Annotated in this window: 15 protein-coding genes and 3 tRNA genes; 1 reads left to right on the forward strand and 17 read right to left on the reverse strand. The window is 54.0% G+C overall.

Annotated elements, in window-relative coordinates:
- Nucleotides 1-48 precede the first annotated feature (48 nt).
- Nucleotides 49-936: an S-layer homology domain-containing protein gene (locus ACFO9Q_RS16615; protein WP_379184068.1), complete on the forward strand. Its 888-nt coding sequence runs from the start codon at nucleotides 49-51 to the stop codon at nucleotides 934-936.
- Between the two features lie 68 nt (nucleotides 937-1,004).
- Here the strand turns inward: ACFO9Q_RS16615 and ACFO9Q_RS16620 are convergent, their stop codons facing one another.
- From ACFO9Q_RS16620 to ACFO9Q_RS16700, 17 genes are all read right to left on the reverse strand, one after another.
- A complete protein-coding gene (locus tag ACFO9Q_RS16620; protein ID WP_379184584.1) occupies nucleotides 1,005-1,703 on the reverse strand; it encodes a uracil-DNA glycosylase in 699 nt (232 codons plus the stop codon).
- Nucleotides 1,704-1,804: 101 nt separating this feature from the next.
- Complete coding sequence (locus ACFO9Q_RS16625) at nucleotides 1,805-2,026, reverse strand: hypothetical protein (protein ID WP_379184070.1); 222 nt, start codon at nucleotides 2,024-2,026, stop codon at nucleotides 1,805-1,807.
- Nucleotides 2,027-2,226: 200 nt separating this feature from the next.
- A tRNA-Leu gene (locus ACFO9Q_RS16630) sits at nucleotides 2,227-2,315 on the reverse strand.
- 22 nt (nucleotides 2,316-2,337) lie between these two features.
- Nucleotides 2,338-2,414: transfer RNA gene (locus ACFO9Q_RS16635), tRNA-Ile, on the reverse strand.
- 37 nt (nucleotides 2,415-2,451) lie between these two features.
- A tRNA-Met gene (locus ACFO9Q_RS16640) sits at nucleotides 2,452-2,528 on the reverse strand.
- A 129-nt stretch (nucleotides 2,529-2,657) separates the two neighbouring features.
- Complete coding sequence (locus ACFO9Q_RS16645; RefSeq protein WP_379184072.1) at nucleotides 2,658-2,825, reverse strand: hypothetical protein; 168 nt, start codon at nucleotides 2,823-2,825, stop codon at nucleotides 2,658-2,660.
- Between the two features lie 143 nt (nucleotides 2,826-2,968).
- Nucleotides 2,969-4,474, reverse strand: a complete 1,506-nt coding sequence (locus ACFO9Q_RS16650; RefSeq protein WP_379184074.1) for an ABC transporter substrate-binding protein — start codon at nucleotides 4,472-4,474, stop codon at nucleotides 2,969-2,971.
- 4 nt (nucleotides 4,475-4,478) lie between these two features.
- Nucleotides 4,479-5,363, reverse strand: a complete 885-nt coding sequence (locus ACFO9Q_RS16655) for an ABC transporter ATP-binding protein (RefSeq protein WP_379184076.1) — start codon at nucleotides 5,361-5,363, stop codon at nucleotides 4,479-4,481.
- 1 nt (nucleotide 5,364) lies between these two features.
- Nucleotides 5,365-8,277 carry an ABC transporter permease gene (locus tag ACFO9Q_RS16660; RefSeq protein ID WP_379184078.1) on the reverse strand — a complete coding sequence of 971 codons (2,913 nt, stop codon included), beginning with the start codon at nucleotides 8,275-8,277 and terminating at the stop codon, nucleotides 5,365-5,367.
- A gap of 3 nt (nucleotides 8,278-8,280) precedes the next feature.
- Complete coding sequence (locus ACFO9Q_RS16665) at nucleotides 8,281-9,351, reverse strand: efflux RND transporter periplasmic adaptor subunit (protein ID WP_379184080.1); 1,071 nt, start codon at nucleotides 9,349-9,351, stop codon at nucleotides 8,281-8,283.
- Nucleotides 9,317-10,066 (reverse strand): ABC transporter ATP-binding protein, encoded by a 750-nt coding sequence (locus ACFO9Q_RS16670; RefSeq protein WP_379184082.1) that lies wholly within the window; start codon nucleotides 10,064-10,066, stop codon nucleotides 9,317-9,319. Before ACFO9Q_RS16670 ends, ACFO9Q_RS16665 begins: the two co-directional genes overlap by 35 nt.
- A 259-nt stretch (nucleotides 10,067-10,325) precedes the next feature.
- Complete coding sequence (gene pyrE / locus ACFO9Q_RS16675) at nucleotides 10,326-10,976, reverse strand: orotate phosphoribosyltransferase (RefSeq protein ID WP_379184084.1); 651 nt, start codon at nucleotides 10,974-10,976, stop codon at nucleotides 10,326-10,328.
- Complete coding sequence (pyrF, locus tag ACFO9Q_RS16680; protein WP_379184086.1) at nucleotides 10,973-11,704, reverse strand: orotidine-5'-phosphate decarboxylase; 732 nt, start codon at nucleotides 11,702-11,704, stop codon at nucleotides 10,973-10,975. Before pyrF ends, pyrE begins: the two co-directional genes overlap by 4 nt.
- 103 nt (nucleotides 11,705-11,807) lie before the next feature.
- A complete protein-coding gene (gene carB, locus ACFO9Q_RS16685; protein WP_379184088.1) occupies nucleotides 11,808-15,026 on the reverse strand; it encodes a carbamoyl-phosphate synthase large subunit in 3,219 nt (1,072 codons plus the stop codon).
- The gene (gene carA / locus ACFO9Q_RS16690) at nucleotides 15,013-16,158 is read right to left on the reverse strand and encodes a glutamine-hydrolyzing carbamoyl-phosphate synthase small subunit (RefSeq protein WP_379184090.1); all 1,146 of its coding nucleotides are present in this window, start codon (nucleotides 16,156-16,158) and stop codon (nucleotides 15,013-15,015) included. Before carA ends, carB begins: the two co-directional genes overlap by 14 nt.
- Nucleotides 16,159-16,235: 77 nt before the next feature.
- Nucleotides 16,236-17,528, reverse strand: coding sequence for a dihydroorotase (locus ACFO9Q_RS16695; RefSeq protein ID WP_379184092.1), 1,293 nt, complete (start codon nucleotides 17,526-17,528; stop codon nucleotides 16,236-16,238).
- Between the two features lie 57 nt (nucleotides 17,529-17,585).
- Nucleotides 17,586-18,491, reverse strand: a complete 906-nt coding sequence (locus ACFO9Q_RS16700) for an aspartate carbamoyltransferase catalytic subunit (protein WP_379184094.1) — start codon at nucleotides 18,489-18,491, stop codon at nucleotides 17,586-17,588.
- Nucleotides 18,492-18,498 lie beyond the last annotated feature (7 nt).

Genomic DNA, 18,498 nt, shown 5'->3' on the forward strand with positions numbered 1-18,498 from the left:
GCGTCTATTAGAATAGCTGCAGCTCACCAAATACTGGAGGTATTAATAATGAAACGTTCCCTGTTATTCCTAACCTTAACCGCCTTACTCCTCATGACGCTAAGCCAGTCGGCCTTCGCCTTAGGCGCTCAGAAGCCGAATAGCAAGCTGACCTATGAGCAGGCCATTCCTATGCTAGTGGAAGACTTCAAGCTGAATATTGACAACATTCGATTCATTAAGGCACCGAAGGTGACCGATTACTTCTCTAATCTGAAGGATGACGCAACTTATGCGGATGCCTTCATTATTGCCTATCACAACGGATTAGACATCCCTAAGGATGTGAAGCCGGACCAGACGATTACACGCGAGCAATTCGCCCATCATCTATTCAAGTCCATCATCAAGCAAGGAGATTATGCCTTCATTGAGCTGTTCCTAACGATGAAGGATGAAGCAGATGTGACTCCAGCCTATATGGACAGCGTTCAGAAGCTGCTCATCAGCAAGATTGCCAAGCTAGATGCAGCAGATCGATTCCACCCTAAGAATCCAATAACCAAGGGACTCGCAAAGAGCTGGTCAAGCAAGGGCAAGCAATTCACTCAGCGGATGAATCAAGAGCCGGGCAAGCCTGTAACCACACCAATCAGCAACCTTCAATTGAAGGTGAAGGCTGTGAACAAGCAGTTGAATGAGGTGACGATCTCTGCAGACGTCCCTCACCCTGGCTATGGCATTCGCGTCTCTTCCATTAGCTTCAAGGGCAAGCAGGCCATCATTCACACCGAGGTCGTTCAACCTCATCCGGACAAGATGTATCCGCAAGTCATTACGAAGGTTGCTGCCGTCACCTATGCTGGGTCCGAATACACTCCCGTACTCGCCCCGGCACAGGAAGCGGGAGGCGATGCACCCGTTGCAAGCGAGGAGCTTGCCACTACTCATCCCTAACAATCAGCCCACACCTACACAGAAGCTCTCTTAACCGGCCCCTTGCCGCATAAGAGAGCTTCTCCTATTCATACGTAGTTGCCCGGAAGGTTAGGAATGCACCAATCAATCTCCTCTTGGTTCCAGCTTCTTAGCGCTTCATTCGCTCTGGAGAATGGCTTGCTTCCGAAGAAGCCGCGCCTCGCGGCGAAGGGGCTGGGATGCGGCGAGGCTAGAATAAGATGTCTCTCCGCATGAATGGAAGCCGCCTTCTGCTGCGCATGCTTCCCCCATAGCAGGAATACGATAGGCTGCTCACGCTTGTTCAGCTCCGAGATGATGCGGTCCGTGAACATCTCCCATCCAAGCCCTTGATGAGAGCCAGCCTGCCCTTCCTGGACCGTTAGCACCGTATTCAGCAGCAGCACTCCTTGCTTCGCCCATGCGTGAAGGCTGCCGTGATTCGGGATAGGACAGCCAACGTCTGCCTCCAATTCCTTGTGAATATTGCGAAGAGATGGAGGAATACTGACACCTGGCTGGACACTGAAGCTAAGCCCTTCGGCCTGCCCCTCACCATGATAGGGATCCTGCCCCAGGATGACGACCTTGGTATCGCTGTATGAGGTTAGCTGCAAGGCGGCGAATAGATCCTGTCTTCGAGGATATACAGCACCTTCACCTTCTCTATACCTCCGTTCTACTTCCTCTTGCAGTCTTACATAGAAGTCCTCCGCTTGCACGGACTCCAATCTATCTCTCCAATCATTCGTTAATCCTTCCAACATCATTCGACACCCTCCCGCGCTTCTGCCAAAAAAAATAAAAATAAAAAGCCTGCTCTCGAGGAACAGGCTCCGTCTAGGATTAAGAAAATAGGATTGAACAATTAGTCGTTCGCTTCAATCTCTTCTTCATCGGAGAACGCAATAGCTTCTACAGCTGCTTCATAGGATTCGTCAGCGTCAGCAGCAGCCTCAAGTTCATCAGCTTCTGCTTCTTCCTCTGTCGCTTCCTCCTGAATGCCTGCTGCCTCTACCTCAGCCTCTTCCAGTGCTTCTACTGTCTCTAGTTCTTCCGCAGCAACCACTTCATTCTCGAGTTCGCTCATCGACAATCCCTCCCATGGATCACTTAGAATCTCTAAGTGTATCTCTATTATACGAGAGAGCTTGTACAGAATTTGTAGAACCATGGAAGTGGTTATATTACATTTGGATGACTAGAATGTAAAAAACTCCTCCCTCATACCTAATGGGTCAGGTTGAGTGAGGAGCAACGCTCAAAGGACAAGCCTTCGATATGTAGTGGTGGTGCCGAGGACGGGGGTCGAACCCGTACGATGGTCACCCATCGCAGGATTTTAAGTCCTGTGCGTCTGCCAGTTCCGCCACCCCGGCACGATATAGAACAAGGTTCAAATGGTGGGCCCTGAGGGACTCGAACCCCCGACCAATCGGTTATGAGCCGACCGCTCTAACCAACTGAGCTAAGGGCCCTCGATCGCGTTAGTCGAACGCTGAGATCGAGAAGGGTTGGTTGCGGGGGCAGGATTTGAACCTGCGGCCTTCGGGTTATGAGCCCGACGAGCTACCGGGCTGCTCCACCCCGCGATAATACCATCTGAATCCGTTCCATTAAGAAATGGCGACAAGAGATAATATACAACAGGATGCTAGTTAAGTCAAGGTTTATTTGAATATTTTCAACGTACATACGCTGCACAGAGTCCGCCTACACCCTCATGGCATGAATCGAACCCCGTAGCGCCCCTTCTTGGAGCGGAACACTTCCACCTCTGTCGGGCAGTCATAACCGTATACCCACCAATCATTCTCCATCCTTCGAACGAGGCACCCCGCCTGGAACTTCGTCTCGTATAACCTGACCCAATACACCCATCTGAGCACGACCCTCTCATCCTCCTTCACATACGATGAGATTAGAATGCCCATAATTAGTCAGTTCTAGCAAGCATGAATGAGCCCGTTAACGGCATCGTTCAATCGTTCGCCGTTAACGGGCTCTGCTAATTCTAAGCCGTCACTTGCAATTAGCCGAGCGGTCTTGGAACTCCTTCTCCGCCTTCACCCATACTTCCGTTCGGATTCGTCTTCAGCTTCTCGAGCGCTACATTGCCCTTCGTCTCCCATTCAGCAAGTGCTTCCTTCGCTGTCTTCGTGTCCTTCAGCACTTCCTGGAACAGCTCATACGCCGGCTGCTGCGCTTCGTAGATGCCCGGCTTCTCACGGAACAACTTCTCTTGGTCCGTGCTCTGCGGCGGCAGCGGCTTAAGCGTCGTGAAGGCGTCCATGTTGAACGTCAGACCTTCCGCAGGCTTCAGGAACTCCTTGCGGGCTACCATCTCGTATACACTTCTCGCCTTGAGCTTCGCCCATTCCTTGCTGTTCGTGAACTTGATGAACTTCCAAGCATCATCCGAATTCTGTGCCTTCGCGTTAATAGCCATCAGCTGGCTCAGGTAGATGTTCCCGCCAACCTCTGGATTAGCAGAATCAACTGGAACGGTGACAACATCCCAATCAACGGGCGTGAAGTCCTTAATCTTGGAGGCATTATCCGCTGCACGCTTCAGCTCATTCATGTAGCTGTATTCAGCAATCGTCATCGCTACCTGACCGTTCAGGAATAGATCACCCTGCAGCGGGTTGTACGGCATATCGCTCCCAGCAGCGCTTTGCTTCTCATAGATCTTGTTCATATCCTCTTGGGAAGGAACAACCTTATCCTTGTAGAGCTGAGCGACTGTTGACCATACCTTCTCCCATTCAGGTGTATTGACCAGCATCTTCTCACCCTTGTCATCCCACATCTTCAATTGCTTCGGAGCCGCATAGATCTGGGAGTCTGAGTAAGGATCTTGAACCCAGCGGTTGAAGGAGAATCCGTAGGTCGGCTTCTCGCCGCCCGGCTTCGTGACGAGCTTAGCCAGATTCAGCACTTCATCCCATGTCATCTTGTCGGTAGGAACAGGCTGCCCTGCATCTTGGAAGATCTTCTTGTTATAGTACAAGGCCGAGGAATTGAAGGTAGGCGTCAGCGCATAGATGTTGTTGTCGCCGGCTGCCTTAATCCCATCAATAACGGTAGGAACATAATCGCTGATATCGAATTTATCCTTCGTAATGAGCGGGTCCAGCTGGAGCAGCAGGTTATCCTGAGTCAGCCGCTTAAGCATGTTGTAATCCACGTTGAGGATCATATCGACCGGATTGTCTCCGGTGAGCATTTCTTTCATTTTCTCGAAGGGGTCCGGCTGCTTCTTAGGATTCTTCGGGTCTTGCTGCTCGTAGCGCTGGTCATCATAGTTAATCGCTGAGACGAACTCGAACTCCACGTTCGGATTCATCATCTCATACATATCGGTGTACTGCTGGCGAATCCATGGCTCATTGTCAGAACCCCCGTACAGCACCCCTACTCGCAGAACACTCTTCTCTGCTGTCTCATTCGAGCCGCTGCTGCACGCTGACAGCAGAGCTGCGAACATCGATGTTGCTAATAGAATCATTAATCCCTTGCGCCATGCTGGTCTCATCCCATTATCCCCCCAATGATCTTGGCGGCGTTATAATTATCCGCTCACCATCGAACTCCATCGTTGCCTTATCCTTAATATTAAGAGCGGTCAGATAGTCCTTCGGCACTTGCAGACGGCCTACCCGATCGACGACAACATAAGCCTCATGAACCGATTGCAGTCCTCTCGGCGAATGCTCCTCCTCACCTCCACCTAGAGTAATGTTCGGATTGCGCTTAATGAACTCCGTACTCGTCAGTCCGTCCCTAATCGCAACGACCCGGTCCACCTTGCTGGCGAGCGTCAGGTCATGCGTCACGATGACGACCGTAATGCCAATCTCTTGATTCAGCTTACGAAAAATCCCCATAATCAGGTCCGAGGTTCGGGAATCGACCGAACCGGTCGGCTCATCCGCCAGCAGCAGCTGCGGACGATTCGATAACGAGATGGCGATTGCCACCCGCTGCTGCTCGCCGCCGGAGAGCTGATGCAGCTTGTTATGCATCCGCTCCCCAAGCCCCACCCATTCGAGCAGCTGCTTCGCGTATGCTCGGTCGACCTTGCCGGAGAGCATCATCGGCATCTCAACGTTCTCAAGTGCCGATAAGTAGGGAAGCAGATTGCGAGCGTTGTTCTGCCAGATGAAGCCTACGGTGGATCGCTTATACTCCACGAGCTGGTCTTCGGTGATTTTCAACAGGTCCCATGGTCCTACTGTTACCGAGCCTGCTGATGGCCGGTCGAGCCCGCCTAATATATTAAGCAGGGTGGACTTGCCGCTGCCGCTGTTGCCGATGATGGCCATCAGCTCTCCTGGATTCACCTTGAGATTAAGTCCCTGGAGGGCAACCACCTCGAGGTCATCGGTCTTGTAGATCTTAACGAGTCCTTCGCAATCAATCATGTTACCTCTCCTCTCCCATCTTCACAGCCTGATGAACGCGCAGCCTGCGAATATGCAGGAAGAGCAGCATCGCCCCTGTCAGCATCATGAAGGCTACTACGAAGTAGAGCTGTGTTGTATCCTTCGAGTCGAAGACAACACGGAATGGAGGGACCGTATCGGTCACGTTCTGCGCGGTCTGAAGGAACGGCAGGAAGAGCATGCTGGTCACCTTCCCAATCAATACGCCAAGTCCGATGGACAGCCCGGCGGTGAACAGCTGCTCGAGGAGCAGCATGCCGGTAAGCTGCTTGCGTGACAGACCCATCGCTCGCAGGACGCCGAATTGGACGACTCGGCCGGATAGATTGAAGAACCAGTACAGCACGTACCCCGTCAGCGTAACGATGACCGAGACGAGGAAGCCGAGGCTTAGAATGCCGAATACTCCGCCTCTCGTCGGCAGCTTCGATTGCGTGAGCAGCTCGGTCCGTACATCCTTCACTGAAGCCAGCTCGATGCCCTGCTTCTGCAGGGATTGAATAATTGGCGTCACCTTGGCTCCGGGCTTCATCTTCAGCCACACTTCATACGGCATAAGCGGAAGCTGATCATAGATGAAGTCCAGGTTCGTGATGACGAATGGCGACTGGTCCGGATACTGACTCGGCCAATAGGGCAGGATTCCCACGATGACGAACTCCAGCTTGCCGTCCGGGAATCCTACTGAGATGGTGTTGCCCGGCTTCAGCTGGTACTTCTCCGCCACGCCGGAAGGAATGAGCGCGGCCTGCTCATACATGCCTAAGTAGTTCAAGTAATGATATGGGTGTACCGGGAACAGGTCATTGCGGAACCACGCCACCTTGGAGAAGTCGACATTGTCAATACCCATGACCGTTCCCTGCCCGATGGAGCGAGTGCCGACGACGACATTGCCCTTCGTCTGCATGACTCGGGCTGCCGCTTCAACCCCTTCCAGCTTGCGGAACAGCTCGAACGGCGGCTCGCTGTACAGAATGCGGCTCGGCACCGGCTGGCCTCCTCCGCCACCACCGTTGCCGCCACCACCGGGCTGGCCACCTCCACCACTGCCGCCGCCAGGCTGGCCGCCTCCACCGCCGGGTTGACCGCCTCCGCCAGTTGGCGGACCGCCGCCAACGACCTCGGTCGTGCCTTCCCAGACGGTCTGAATGATCACATCCGAACCATACTTGTAGAGAATGCGTTCGGTCGAGTTCAGATCAATCGTTCTCGCTGCTGATGCGTTGTATACACCTAGTCCGAGGGTTAGAATAAGTAGAATCATGAGCGGGTAATACCCCTTGGATGAGCGGGACAGCTGCGTTAATGTCAGATACAGAGGCACAGGCAGGAACTTGCGCCCGAGCCAATTGAACAGCTTGAGCAGCCATGGGAACAATCTTAAGCAGAACAGCCCCAGAGCGAAGATCGACAAGGCCGGCACGAAGAACAGGAACGGCTGTACATTCAGCTGATCCGTCGTCATTCCGGTCTGGAACGTGAGCATCTGCCGTTCATTGAACATATACCACCCATAGCCTGCCAGGCCGAGCAAGGCAACATCCAGGAACCATCTCTGCCATACCGGACCTCGGTCCGAGCGGGCTAGCTGCTGCTTGAAGCTGACGATGGATGACTTGGCATAGATGACAGCCGGTATGACCGTTGCCAGCAAGGCCAGCAATACGGCAGCAGCTCCTGCAATAATCGCTTCGGTTGAGAAGCCTACCGGTATAGACTTCCGATCGACGAAGGATAAGAATCCATTAGCCGATCCGATACTCTTCGCCATGAACCAGCCGATGAATGGACCGATTGCTAGAGCAATTCCTCCGAGCAGCAGACTCTCGAGCAGATAGATCCATATAATCTGTCTCGTGCCTGCACCCCGGCTTCGCAGGACAGCAATGTCACTGCGCTGCTTATCCAGGGATTGCCTCGCGTTCATCGCGATGAAGTAGAACACCATCGCTAGCATCGGCGCTGCAAGCGTGAAGAGCAGCGTCTGAAGCTGAAGGCTCTGCTTCCGGAACTCGGTCAGCGTCGAGGCGAATGAGATCTCGACCCGTGTATCCTTCAGCCTCTGGAACAGCTCTACATTCAGCCTCTCCAGCGTCCTTCCTAGAGGTGACAGCTCGCTAGTCTTGACCGTGCTCAGATCGAAGGCATAATACCAGTTCGCATTATGCAGCGGAACCTTGTTCTGCGCGAGCAGAACCTTCGTGAAGGCTGACTCGCTAATCTGCAGCGTACCCATCAACCCTTCAAGCCCCTGATACCAGTAGGGATCCGTATCCGACAGCGGCTTGAAAGCGCCGACCACCTTCACCCGCAGCGTTAAGTTAAGCCCGCCATAGATCGGATACTCGAATACATCTCCAATATGGATATCATTGCGATACATCGCTTCCTCGAGCATGACTGCTTCGAGCACGACGCCGTCTAGGCCCGCTTCCGAATACCAGCTTCCCTGAGTCAGCTCCGTCTTCTCCTGCAGCTTCGTCATCGACATGATCGTAAGCTGACGGTTGCGGCTTGCATCGACCTTGGTTGGATCCTCCGGTACGACCTCTGCTCCTCGAATAGAGTAGCTCTGAACATACGTATCGTAGCCGAAGCCAATCGTCGCGGGAACATCCTCCCTAATATATCGGCCTACTTCGGTGAGTGAGCCCAGATCAGTCGCGCTTCCGCCTGCCGCTTGATACCGCATGAGGAGTGAGCCTGCCGGTATGCCGTCGCTCTTCTCCTTAAGTGATTCAGCAACGACACGCTTCAGCGCTCCATCTGCATACATCGGTATGCTGACGGCGAACGCAACAGCAAGCGTTAAGCCAGCAAGTGTAGATAAGGTAAGCCAGCGAGTATTCCACATTTTACGGAAGAGGAATCGGAACAGTGGAAGGCCCATCGCTTATCGACCTACAACTTTCTGCCCTGGTGTTAACCCCTTAAGGATCTCAATCTGTGTCGAGGTCTGCTGCCCTACCTCAACATCAACTTCACGCTTCCCATCCTTGTCAATGACCTGAACGTAAGTTCGGGAGCCAATGGAACGAAGAGTCGATGGAGGGATAACGACGACATTCTCCTTGCGGTTGACGATAATGTCAATGGATAATGGCGTTCCCCGATTCAATCCCTTCGGCAATCCAGCTACATCAACCAGCAGGAAGTCTTCAGGCCGCTCCGGCTTCTCTGGACCCCCAGGAGGCTGCCCTCCATTATCTGTCGGTGCCGGCGTCACCATCGGAAGCTGCCTAATCTTGCCCTTCAGCGGTCCGCCGCTGCCGATACTGACGGTTACAGGCATCCCTGCTGCAATCTTGCCCAGCTCCTCCTTCGTCAGCTTCGCTGCAGGAGTTAACAGAGAAGTGTTAGCTACGATGGCTACCGGTGCATAAGCCTTAATGAGATCACCCTTCTGAACCGGTAGCGAGACGATCGTGCCGCTGAACGGAGCGGTAAGTGTAGCCTTGCCCAGCTCCTCCTCCAGATCGGACAGCTCTTGGCGCTTCTCCTCGAAGGCAATCGCCTTCTCCTCGAATTCGACCGGATCCATCTCATCTCTCGTCCTCAGCGCTTCCTTCATGGCGATCTCTTCCTTCTTGAAGGCGAGCTTCTTCATCCGCAGATCCTTCGTCATCGCATCCACATCAAGCGAGCCGATTGGATCTCCAGCCTTCACCGTATCTCCAGGCTTCACATGCAGCTCCTTCAGGTTCTTCCCGTCCAGCGTGAAGTACAGCGTCTCCTCCTGCATGGAGATCAGCTTGCCGATGACCTGCACCTTCGTCTCCAGCGTCGCCGTTGTTACCTCATACTCCGGCTTCTTGGAGATCTGAGGAGGAGCTATTGCTGGCAGCACCTCCTCCTCTCCTTCCTTGGGCAGGAGCGAGCAGCCGCTAGTGAAGACCATAGCAGCGGCAACCATTAGCACAGCTGATTTTCTATATGAACTTTCCGTCCACCATCTCGTAAACATGGTCGGCAACCTCCAGAATCGTAGGATCATGTGTAGTCATACATATAGTCACTTGTTCGGTGCGAATGATCGTCTGGAAGACAGACATAATCTGTGCAGACATGCTTGTATCGAGCTCTGCGGTCGGCTCATCCGCGAGCAGCAGCCTTGGACGATGGGCAATCGCCTTCGCGATCGCAACTCTCTGCTGCTCCCCGCCGGACAGCTCATAGGGCCGATGGTCCATCCGCTTCTCAAGGCCCACCAGCTCCAGACAATGAGCGACGCGGTCCTTCCACTGGGACTTCGGCGTGCCAGCCATACGGAGCGACAGCTCTACGTTCTCCCTTGCAGACAACAACGGCATCAGAGCGAACGCTTGGAAAATAAATCCCATCTCGCGCCGCCTCACGACGGTTCTCTCATTATCGTTCAGCTCATGGAAGGGCAAGCTGTTGAACCAGATCTCCCCCTTCGTCGGAGTATCAAGTCCCCCTAGACAATTGAGCAGGGTTGTCTTACCCGAGCCAGACCGGCCTCTCAGCATAACGAGCTGCCGCTGCTTCAGCTCTAGATTAATATCCTTGAGCACGTGGAGCGGTTCCCCTCCGACCTGGAAGGTTCGTGCTACTTCCTTGACCACCATGAGATTCTCGGGCTCAGACTCAGCCCCCCCAAGCTCAGGCGGCTGCTCTTCACTTGCTGTTATGCTGGCAGGCCCCTGTTCCCCATCCATAATTGAGACGTTTTCTGCTTTTTTCCTACTACTCCACCATGCCATATGCGCTGCCAGACACCTCCTTCATCCTGCACTCATAATTCTCATCTAGTGTATAGACGCTCCCTTATATGAAAAAGTTACATCTCTTCTCAACTTCTTCTATAAAAAGAATTCGTGCAGCAGCCATCCCATACCTCTATAGCATGAGCGGCAAACGAAAAGGCCGTTCAAAAGCAGCATCTGCTCTTGAACGGCCTCTAGGTATAAGGTCCGTCTATTCTCTTCCGAAGGACTGTGGATTGCTCCGCCAAGCTTGAAGGGTGTCTATGTCGCTGCTCTGCACCTTGCCAACCTCGAGCGCCGCCTCAATGAGTGCCGTGTAGTTCGACAGCGTCGCAAGCTCCATCCCTTCAGCTGCGAATGCATCGCTCGCGGATTGGAACTGATAGGTGAAGATCGCCAGCACAGCTGCAACCTCTCCGCCGGCTTCACGAACAGCCAGTCCCGCCTTAAGCGAGCTGCCGCCTGTTGAGATGAGATCCTCGATGACGATCACCTTCTGCCCTGGCGCGATTCGCCCTTCAATCTGATTCTGCTTGCCATGCCCCTTCGCCTTGTCGCGAATGTAGGCCATCGGCAGCCCTAGCTTCTGTGCGACCCATGCCGCATGCGGAATGCCCGCCGTAGCTGTGCCAGCAATAATGTCTGCATCTGGATAGTTCTCACGAATGATAGCAGCGAATCCTTCGGCGATCATGTCGCGAACTTCAGGATAGCCCATCGTCAAGCGGTTATCGCAGTAGATCGGGGACTTCAGGCCGGATGTCCAGGTAAAAGGATCATTCGGCTGCAGAGCAACCGCCTCAATCTCCAGCAGCTTCTTCGCGATCTCACGCGGCAGTTCAGTCAAGGTTACCGTACTCATCCTATCGTCAGCTCCTCAATAATAGATTCAATAGCAGCCCGCGGTTCAGGGGCTGCCGTAATGGGACGGCCAATAACCATATAATCCGTCCCTCGGTCAAGCGCCTCTCTAGGCGTCATGATGCGTGTCTGATCATTCACATCAGCTCCAGCGGGACGTATACCAGGCGTAATCGTCTGGAACGCCGTCCCGCATGCAGCCTTAATCGCCTCCACCTCAACCGGAGAAGCGACTACCCCGTCAAGACCAGCTTGCTTGGTTAGCTGCGCATAGCGGATCACCGCCTCTTCTACACTGCCGGCAATTCCAATCTGCTCATTCAGCATAGCCTTGCTCGTGCTCGTCAGCTGAGTGACCGCAATGACGACAGGTCGCGAAGCGGTGCTGCCGACAGCCGCATATACCCCTTCAAGTGCAGCTTCCATCATCGCCGTGCCTCCAGCAGCATGCACATTGAACATGTCAACACCGAGCTTCGTGACGCTGTTCGCCCCGCCCTTCACCGTGTTCGGAATGTCATGCATCTTCACGTCGAGGAACACCTTGTAGCCTCGTGTCTTCAAGCTGTCGATGAAGGAAGGGCCTCCTGCGTAGAACAGCTGCATGCCAACCTTCACATAACAAGGGATGCCTTCAAGCTGCTGCAGCAGCTTCTCCGCGCCGGAAGCATCCGGATAATCCAGTGCAACCATAATACGGCCAGCTGCTTGTGTGGTTGTTAACAACATAGCTATCCTCTCCCCGTCTTCCATTATAGATGTTCAGAACAAACGGCCATTCGCGTAAGTCCTCCCTGCTAAGGGATGCTTCGCGTCTGGCCGTACGTATTCATTATTTCTGCAAGACTGGCATGGCACTAGATGAGAAGTTCAGCGTCTCCAGCATGATGAGAAGTGCGCGAACCGTATCAAGTGAGGTCATGCAGACTACGCCATTCTCTACCGCTTCACGGCGTATCCGGAAGCCGTCGCGTTCAGGCGTCTTGCCCTTCGTAAGCGTGTTGATGACGAACTGGGCTTCACCCTCGCGCACGAGGTCAAGAATGTTCGGTGTGCCTTCGCTCAGCTTGTTGATAGCTGTTACATACAGGCCAGCTTCCTTCAGTGCTGCAGCTGTGCCGCCGGTTGCGATGAGGCGGTAGCCCAGCTTGGCGAAGCCGCGAAGCAGCTCGGTCGCTTCTTCCTTGTCCTTGTCGGCAATCGTGGCTACGATGGCACCCGCAGTTGGAATCTTCATCCCGGCCCCGATCAGACCCTTGTACAGCGCCTTCGCATAGAGCACATCGCGTCCCATTACCTCACCTGTGGACTTCATCTCTGGTGTCAGAGTCGGGTCAACCCGGCGCAGCTTGGCGAAGGAGAATACTGGAACCTTCACCGATACGAACTCATCCTCTGGCCACAGTCCGCTCTCGTAGCCTAGATCAGCCAGCTTCTTGCCGAGAATAGCCTTCGTCGCCAGGTTCGCCATCGGAATGTTCGTTACCTTGCTCAGGAACGGTACAGTACGCGATGAGCGCGGGTTAACCTCGATGACGTACACCTTCTCTTCGAAGATAACGAACTGAATGTTCACGAGCCCAATCACTTCGAATTCCTTCGCAATCTTCGTCGTAATGTCGACAATCTGCTCCTTGATATCATCGGAGAGCGATTGCGGCGGATACACAGCAATAGAGTCACCGGAGTGAACGCCTGCGCGCTCTACATGCTCCATGATGCCAGGAATAAGGACCGTGTCTCCATCACAGATCGCATCGACCTCGGCTTCCTTGCCGAGCATATAACGGTCGATTAGTACGGGATGCTCTGGGTTAATCTTCACCGCAACTTCCATATAGCTGAGCAGCTCTTCATCCGAATATACAATCTCCATCGCGCGTCCGCCGAGGACATAGGATGGACGAACGAGTACCGGATAGCCAAGTGACTGTGCGGTCTCTACTGCTTCGCCTACGGTTGTAACCGTCTTGCCCTGAGGCTGAGCGATATCGAGCTTGCGCAGCAGCGCTTCGAACTTCTTGCGATCCTCGGCATTGTCGATGCTCTCCAGGGAAGATCCAAGAATGCGGATGCCTGCCTTCGTCAGCGGAGCTGCCAGGTTAATCGCTGTCTGTCCGCCGAACTGCACGATTACGCCGATTGGCTTCTCCTGCTCGATGACGTTCATGACATCCTCGAAGAACAGCGGCTCGAAGTACAGCCGGTCGGAGGTGCTGAAGTCGGTAGATACCGTCTCTGGGTTGTTATTAATGATGACGGCTTCGTAGCCGGCATCTTGAATCGCCCATACGGCGTGAACCGTAGAGTAGTCGAACTCGATGCCTTGTCCGATTCGAATCGGACCGGACCCTAGGACGAGCACCTTCTCCTTGTCAGAGATCGTTACTTCGTTCTCGGTCTCGTAGGTGGAGTAGTAATAAGGTGTCGTCGCTTCGAACTCAGCTGCACAGGTGTCAACCATCTTGTACACAGGCTTCAAGCCTTGATCCAGACGGAGCGTACGAATCTCAGCCTCGGTTGTATTAGAGCCTGCTGGATTGCCTTCCTTGCGAATCTCGGCGATGGAGCGGTCGGAGAAGCCCATACGCTTCGCTTGGTACAGCGTCTCAGGCGTGAGTGCCACCTCGCGGCGAATCTTCTCTTCGAACTTGACGATGCCTTCAATCTTATCCAGGAACCACCAGTCGATCTTCGTCAGATCTTGAATGTCTTGCAGCGCATAACCGCGGCGGAACGCTTCCGCTACGAGGAACATTCGCTCATCATCCGGCTTGGCAAGGCGAGTGCGCAGCACCTCGTCGCTAAGGCCGGCTGCATCCTTCAAGTGAATACGGTGCGCGCCGATCTCAAGCGACCGGACTGCCTTATGAATGGATTCCTCGAACGTCCGGCCGATAGCCATCACTTCTCCGGTTGCCTTCATCTGAGTGCCCAGCTTACGGTTCGCATTGACGAACTTATCGAACGGCCAGCGTGGAATCTTCGATACGATATAGTCCAAGGTTGGCTCGAAGCAAGCATAAGTCTGACCCGTTACCGGGTTCACGATCTCATCTAGCGTGTAGCCAATTGCAATCTTCGCCGCCATCTTCGCAATCGGGTAACCCGTTGCCTTGGATGCTAGCGCGGAGGAGCGGCTCACACGCGGATTCACTTCGATGACATAATATTGATAGCTGTGCGGGTCGAGTGCGAACTGCACATTGCAGCCGCCTTCGATGCTTAGTGCACGGATAATCTTCAGGGACGCCGAGCGCAGCATCTGGTACTCACGGTCGGAGAGCGTCTGGCTAGGCGCCACGACAATACTGTCTCCAGTGTGTACGCCAACCGGGTCGAAGTTCTCCATGTTGCATACGACGATACAGTTGTCGTTCGCATCGCGCATGACTTCGTATTCGACTTCCTTCATACCTGCAATAGACTTCTCGACGAGACATTGGTTAATTGGACTGTAGCGGATACCGGAAGCTACGGTCTCCAGCAATTCCTCTTCACTGCCGCAGATGCCGCCGCCTGTTCCGCCCAGTGTATAAGCAGGGCGAACGATGATTGGATAGCCGATCTCGTTAGCGAAGGTAACGGCTTCTTCGACCGTTGTCACAATGACACTCTCAGGAACTGGCTGCTCCAGCTCACGCATCAGGTCGCGGAACAGATCACGATCCTCCGCCTTTTCGATAGCTGTCAGCTGGGTGCCCAGCAGCTTTACATTTTCACGCTCTAGTACACCTGCACGTGCCAGCTCAACCGCCATGTTCAGACCGGTCTGGCCGCCAAGCGTAGGCAGCAAGCCGTCTGGGCGCTCTTGACGAATGATCTGGGTTACGAAGTCTAAGGTGATGGGCTCAATATAGACCTTATCTGCCATATTCGTGTCTGTCATGATCGTTGCAGGGTTGGAGTTGATTAAGACAACCTCATACCCCTCTTCCTTCAGTGCCTGGCAAGCTTGCGTGCCGGCATAGTCGAACTCAGCCGCCTGGCCGATGACGATGGGACCGGAACCGATGACGAGAATTTTTTTCAAGTTGTTATTTTTGGGCATATTGAAGTTCTCCTCTCGACGCTTCCGCAATGACAGCTTGACGCGGCTGCTTCGGGTTGTTGATCTTATGTGTGCGGATCATATCCAGGAATTCATCGAAGAGATAGCTGGAGTCATACGGACCCGGCGCTGCCTCTGGATGATATTGAACGGAGAAGGCAGGGAACTTCTTATGCTTCAAGCCTTCAATGGTCCGGTCGTTGTTGTTAATATGCGTAACGCTTAGATCAGTAGCTGGTACAGACTCTTCCAATACAGTGTAGCCATGGTTCTGCGAGGTAATGAAGCAGCGATTCGTCGCCAGCTCCTTCACCGGATGATTGCCGCCGCGATGGCCGAACTTCAGTCTTGTCGTGTCAGCGCCGCAAGCTAGGGCGAACAATTGATGCCCGAGGCAGATACCGAAGATCGGATATTCGCCAAGCAGCTCCTTCACCATCTGAACGGCATGCGGCACATCCTTCGGATCCCCAGGGCCGTTGGACAGCTGAATGCCGTCCGGCGCCAAGCGGCGAATCTCGTCGGCAGTCGTGTCCTGAGGTACAACGACGACGTCGCAGCCGCGCTTCGTAAGTTCGCGCAGGATGCCGCTCTTCGCGCCGAAGTCTACGAGCACAATACGCTCGCCTTGGCCCGGTGCGGAGAATACGTTCTTCGTCGACGTGCGAGCTACTTGATCGCGCATGAGTTCACTAATGGAGAGACGCTCCTGCAGCTCTTCAATGCGCTCGGAACCAGTCGTCAGTACACCCTTCATCGTACCGTGATGACGAAGAATTCTCGTGAGCATACGTGTATCGATATCGCTGATGCCCGGGATGCCGTATTCCTTCAGCAGATCGCCAAGGGAGTACTGGGCGCGCCAGTTGCTCGGAATCGCCTCATGGCGTCTCACAACGAAGCCGTGGATATGAGGGCGTACCGCCTCGAAGTCATCGCGGGTAATGCCATAATTGCCAATCAAGGGATAGGTCATCGTCACAATCTGGCCGCAGTACGAAGGATCAGATAGAACTTCTTGATAACCGGTAATGCCAGTGTTGAAAACAACCTCGCCCAGCATCTGCGTCTCCGCACCGAACGATAAGCCTGTGAATAACGTTCCGTCTTCTAACAATAGTCTTGCTTGCATCCGTATCACTCCTCGGGTCGTCATAAGCTGTTCACTTGCGTATTCAAGCTTGTCATTGGGTTCTCTTCATCTATGTGTTAATGCGCTTCCGACCAGACGACCTTGCCGTTCACTACGGTCGCAACCGGCCAGCCTTGCAGCTTCCAGCCTCCGAACGGGGTATTGCTGCTCTTCGATGCGAAGGTGTCTGGGTCAACCGTGCGCTCTTGCTCTAAGTCTACGATGGTTAGATCTGCCGGAGCTCCTTGCTCCAGCCGGCCAGTCGGCAGGCGGAAGACTCGGGCTGGATCGGCCGTCATACGCTGCAGCAGGAAGCCCAGCGTCCACTTGCCTGTAGCGACGAACTTGGTGTAGAGCAGCGGGAAGGCCGTCTCGAACCCGACGATGCCGAATGGAGCGAGCATCATGCCGCGAGCCTTCTCTTCTGCACTATGGGGAGCATGATCGGTGACGATCATATCAAGCGTACCATCCTCAAGCCCTTCGATGACCGCTTGTACATCGCGCGGTGTACGGAGGGGCGGGTTCATTTTCCAATTTGCATCCATTCCTGGAATGTCTTCCTCCGACAGCACCAAGTGATGCGGGCACACCTCAGCCGTCACCCGAATCCCGAGTCCCTTCGCCATCCGAATGAGGCGAACCGACTGCTCCGTGGATACGTGGCACACATGATAGTGAACGCCGGTCGCTTCCGAGAGCAGGATATCACGTCCGACATGAATCGCTTCGGATTCATTCGGAATGCCCTTCAGCCCATGCTTGCGGGAGAACGTCCCGTCCGTAACTGGTGCTCCCTCAACCAATGAGTCATCCTCGCAATGAGCGATTATCGGCATATCCATCGACTGCGCGAGATTCATGGCGTCCTTCATCATCTGTGCGTTCTGCACGCCAACACCGTCATCCGTGAAGCCAATGGCTCCCGCTTCCTTCAAGGCGGAGAAGTCCGTCAGCTCGCGTCCCAGCTCATTCTTCGTAATCGCCGCGTATGGGAGTACGCGTACAAGACCTTCCTGCTCCGCCTTGTTCTTAATATATTGAATCGTCTCCGCCGTATCCGTGACGGGTCTCGTATTCGGCATGCAAGCAATCGTCGTGAATCCGCCCTTCGCCGCTGATAACGTTCCAGACAGAATATCTTCCTTGTATTCGAACCCTGGATCACGCAGATGTACGTGCATATCGATGAATCCGGCAGATACGAGCTTGCCCTCCGCACGAACTACTTCAGATGCTCCCGTATCCGGCAGCTCTCCTGCCCCATCTATAATCTGAGCGATCTCACCATTCTCGATTCGAATATGCTTCTGTTCCAGCTTGCCCGAGGCTTCGTTCCATATGCTTCCGCCTAATATCCACAATGACATGATTCGTTCAACCTCCGGTCTCTATCGTTGATGTATATTCTTCTTCTCACTTAGAATCTAGCTCAATGCTCGCTCGATAACCGCCATACGTACCGGAACCCCATTCGCCATCTGTGGGAAAATCCTCGACTGAGGATGCTCCACCACCTCGTCATCAATCTCAACATTGCGATTAATAGGCGCAGGGTGCATCACGATTGCATGGGAGGCCATCCTCTTCAGACGCTCCAGCGTCATGCCGTAGTGCTCCCGGTACTCTTCCGCCGAGCTAAGCATTCCGCTCTCGTGCCGCTCCAGCTGAACCCGAAGCATCATGACGACATCAGATTGTATCGCTTCCTCCATCGAGACATACTTCACATCGAGGTCTGGAGCCTGCATATTCGAAGGGGCACAGAATCTGACATTTACACCGAACTTACGCAGCGCGTATAGGTTCGAGCGGGCTACACGGCTGTGCAGGACGTCGCCGACAATCGTGACCGTCAGCCCTTCCAAGCTTCCGAAGTGCCCTCTCATCGTGTAGAGGTCAAGAAGAGCTTGCGTTGGGTGCTCGTTGTTGCCATCGCCAGCGTTAATGAGCGGCACCTTGATCTTCGTTGCCAGGTCTGCCAGCACGCCAATCGGCTTCAGCCTTATAATGCCAACATCGATTCCCATAGATTCCAGTGTGCGTACAGTGTCGTAGATTGACTCGCCCTTCTGCACGCTGGATACGGCAGCTGAGAAGTTCAGCACTTCCGCGCCGAGCCTCTTCTCCGCTACTTCGAACGAGAATCTCGTTCTCGTGGAATTCTCGAAGAACATGTTCGCTGCGAACTTGCCCTGCAGCACCCCATGCACCTTGGAGGGGTGATTCTCCCAATAAGCAGCTCGGTCTAGAATCGAGGTAATCTCCTCACGGCCAAGCTCCCGGAGTCCGAGTAAGCTTCGTTGTCTAAGTGCCAGTTGTGTGATCGTCATTCGGATT

This window comes from Paenibacillus sp. GCM10023252, assembly GCF_042653305.1.
Classification (GTDB): Bacteria; Bacillota; Bacilli; order Paenibacillales; family Paenibacillaceae; genus Pristimantibacillus.